This is a genomic window from Bacillus sp. 05T22 (assembly GCF_056396765.1).
The window spans coordinates 1-3,199 of the sequence record NZ_JBFTMC010000207.1 but is presented as its reverse complement, the minus strand read 5'-3'; the positions used below and the strand labels follow the sequence as shown (position 1 = coordinate 3,199).

Below are 3,199 nucleotides of genomic sequence, written 5' to 3'. Positions count from 1 at the left end.
CCTGGTAACAATGCGATTTGTTGTAAATCATTTTGAATTGATTTTTGGGTATTTAGTAATTCATTTTTTAGCTGGTCGATTTTCCCTGTTCCATCTGAACTTAGGGCAACCTGCGCTTTTGTCACATCAGTATCGAGATCTTTAAGTTTTTTATCAAGCTGTAATTTAAGATCTGTTAATTCATTAATCTGACGTTGCACGTTTTCTTGGTTTGTCGTAGCTTTATCTTGAAGAACTTCTAGTCTATCCACAAACCCTTCTTTATCTTCTTTATTGTCTACAAACCCTTTTAATGCTGAGTAATAGCTATTAAATTGAGTTACAAATCCTTTACTTTTTGCATTTAATAGAATTAATTTTGGATAAAGTTCCGATGACCATTCGTTCATATCTTTCTTGATTAGGGATTGGTTCGTATTTAAAGCTGGGACTTCCTCTAGCTGTACATTAGGACTCATTAAAGCTTGATCTATATATGTTTGGATTAATTTAGATTGTGCACCTAATTTTCGTAATGATGAGGAAATATCCGTATTCTCTTGTTGCGTTTCTGCCTGAACGATAGGCGTTGCGAGAGTATTGATAGGAATAACTGCCCCAGTAACAATTGATGTTATTAGAAATCCTTTAATTATTTTATTTTTCATTCCGTACACCTCTTTACTATTGTCTTTTTACAATCTTATTCATACATCTTGAACGACCAAGCGCTAGGCTCTCTCCTTGCATACACTTGAGGATGGAGAATTCTTTCGGATAGAGTGTTAAACTCTGGTTATTATTTACTTCTCATAGAATGTAAGGACCTTACTTCCCCCTCATTTAAACACTATGTTTTTAATAAGTAAACAACAAAATTTTATTATTTGTATTTAACAATTCAGATATTTTATATTCATAATAGAAAAAAATTATATTAAAAAAAGTTAAATATTGTTAATCACTTCACTAAGTGAAATAATTATACTATGATAATTAAACCTACAATATAGTGATTTTCATTAATCTATATTAATCTCTTACTAGAAAATGTTTTTAATATAATTTAATGGTACTTCATATGCAATTTCACTTTATTTGGAAATGCAAAATTACATATAAATATAGTCATATCAACAATAAATAACTCATACTATTATTATCTTATGAATAGTAATTTGATTTTCCATAAATATTACAGGGGAAATTTTCTTCTAGGGGTTCAGCCGAGATATACACATTACCTTAACTAAGAAAATTAAAAAACGAATTTAAAGGGGCCCTTACGTTGAATACATGTACTCAACGTAAAGGCGGATTATGTAAAATGACAATAAAGTTATTTAATGTAGTGTAGTGCTATCCTAAGGGGAAGTAAAAAATCCCTCTTAGTAATAGCACTATTTTTATACCGTAAACAGTTGTTTTTTATCTTTTAAAACACTTACAGAAAATTAGTTTTTTAAGTCTTAACGGGGGCCCGCCCCATGAAGAAGATCAAAAAAAGACAATAGTCCGAATATCGACAAGTTAATAGGAAAACTAGAACAGAAATCGAACACAAATAAATGTAATCACTTGTTTACAAAAAGTAATTTATTGATTACAATAAATGTAAGCAAGTGATTACATTGGAGGTATTTATTTTTGATCAAAAATCGAATTAAGATTTTAAGAACAGAAAGAAATTGGACACAGGAAACTTTGGCAGAAAAAGTTGGTATTTCAAGACAAGCTGTAATATCAATAGAAAAATATAAATACACGCCTTCTCTTGAACTTGCATTTAAAATAGCAAAAGCATTGGATGTAAGTATAGTAGATGTATTTTTATTTGAGGAGGAGGAAGAACAATGACTATTAATTTTTTTGGTTTAGCTGTAATGATTATTTTAGGATTTTTCGTATGGAAAAACGATCACATAAGAAGAGAGCGGCAAACATCTTACAAAAATGATGAAAGATGGCAACTGATTTTGATTAAAGCGAATAATGTTACTATCAAATTCTATAAATTAATTTCGTTGTTAGTTTTATTAGGCTTTTTTCTTGGAACAGTAGTTGACATAAACATTAAAGTTGCATTATCCAATACTTTACTTATTATAGCTTTGGTTATAATGTCACGGCATATAGTAGAGTATTTTGCTATAAAATATTACGACAAAAGAATATAGTTTATCGTGAAATGAGAAGGAATGAACAAACTCAAAATTTATAAAAGGGGGCCCGCCCCATCGCTATCAAGCTAACAAAGCAAAATACCCCCTAATCGGAGCCGAATCTCTCTTATAGTTAGGAAATTCGGCTCATTTTATGTCCACATCTGTTTCAATTAATTCAACATCGTTAGATGTTGAATCCCCCGCAAGCTTTAATGCTTCTTGAAAAAACTTCTCCGAGTTGACATTTTTAGTTCTTTTGTCATAAACAGAATCCCAAGGAATACCTGTTGCTTGTGCGTGTTTTACAGGGTCATATTTTTGCCCCGTTTTAAGAATCATATAAAGGATTTTGGCAATCTTTCCACACATATGCCCAATTGCTGTTTTTCCATTCATTTTACGCTCTACAAGACGATGATAATAGGAGCTGAATAYGGACGGTTGCTTTTTCATCGCAATGATAATCATCGCCATTTGAAAGAGAACGCGACGTGCATCTCGAACGCCACTAAAGGTCATTCTCGTACCCTTTACTGATGTCCCTGATTGTTTATTTTCAGCCGAAACACCAAGATATTTTTTGAACTCTTTATATGTATTAAATCGTTCAACATCACCAATGGCTCCGATAAGGGTACAAGCCCAATTATCGCTCATGAAAGGGAAAGAGTATAATAACTCTGTATAAGGGTGAGGTTTAATACCTTTACTTGTATTTCCGTGAAGTAGTTCTTGGATGTGATTGTCAATCCCTTTAATACTTTCTTCAATTCGTAACGCTTCTTCAATTACCAATTTTGCCTTCCAACTAAATGAGGGACATCAATTGTTATAGACTTTGCTGTTACGTCTGCTAGTGCCTTAGACGCCTTCGTAGCTATTCGCTTTGCCCCAGATTCAATCATTATTTCCTCGATCTGTATGAAATAAGGTAATCCGATTTAAGTTTGTTTTCACCGTTGCGAAAGCTTGTGAAACAAGCTCGGCATCTTTCTTTTGGCCTGCGCTATGGCCTATGATTTCTCGATTAAAGAGATCGACTAATAAACATACGT

Annotated in this window: 3 protein-coding genes and 2 pseudogenes; 2 read left to right on the top strand and 3 right to left on the bottom strand. The window is 32.4% G+C overall.

What is annotated here, in order from left to right:
* Positions 1-647 (bottom strand): HBL/NHE enterotoxin family protein (locus AC1DIT_RS27700; protein WP_476998573.1); only part of this gene is annotated, 647 nt, incomplete at its 3' end.
* 979 nt (positions 648-1,626) lie between these two features.
* Between AC1DIT_RS27700 and AC1DIT_RS27695 the strand changes: the two genes are divergently transcribed.
* Positions 1,627-1,836, top strand: a complete 210-nt coding sequence (locus tag AC1DIT_RS27695) for a helix-turn-helix transcriptional regulator (protein WP_016132866.1) — start codon at positions 1,627-1,629, stop codon at positions 1,834-1,836.
* Entirely contained in the window at positions 1,833-2,156 is a 324-nt protein-coding gene (locus tag AC1DIT_RS27690) for a hypothetical protein (protein WP_016115099.1), read from the top strand. The genes AC1DIT_RS27695 and AC1DIT_RS27690 overlap by 4 nt, the downstream gene beginning before the upstream one ends.
* A gap of 132 nt (positions 2,157-2,288) precedes the next feature.
* Here the strand turns inward: AC1DIT_RS27690 and AC1DIT_RS27685 are convergent.
* Both AC1DIT_RS27685 and AC1DIT_RS27680 read right to left on the bottom strand, forming a co-directional pair.
* Positions 2,289-3,052 (bottom strand): annotated as a pseudogene (locus AC1DIT_RS27685) (transposase); the annotation flags it as partial.
* A pseudogene (locus AC1DIT_RS27680) lies at positions 3,051-3,199 on the bottom strand (IS3 family transposase); the annotation flags it as partial. The pseudogenes AC1DIT_RS27680 and AC1DIT_RS27685, both read right to left, overlap by 2 nt.

What these genes read in the sequence shown, in the direction of transcription:
- AC1DIT_RS27690 (WP_016115099.1), top strand. Translation starts at nt 1,833, where the DNA reads ATGACTATTAATTTTTTTGGTTTAGCTGTAATGATTATTTTAGGATTT.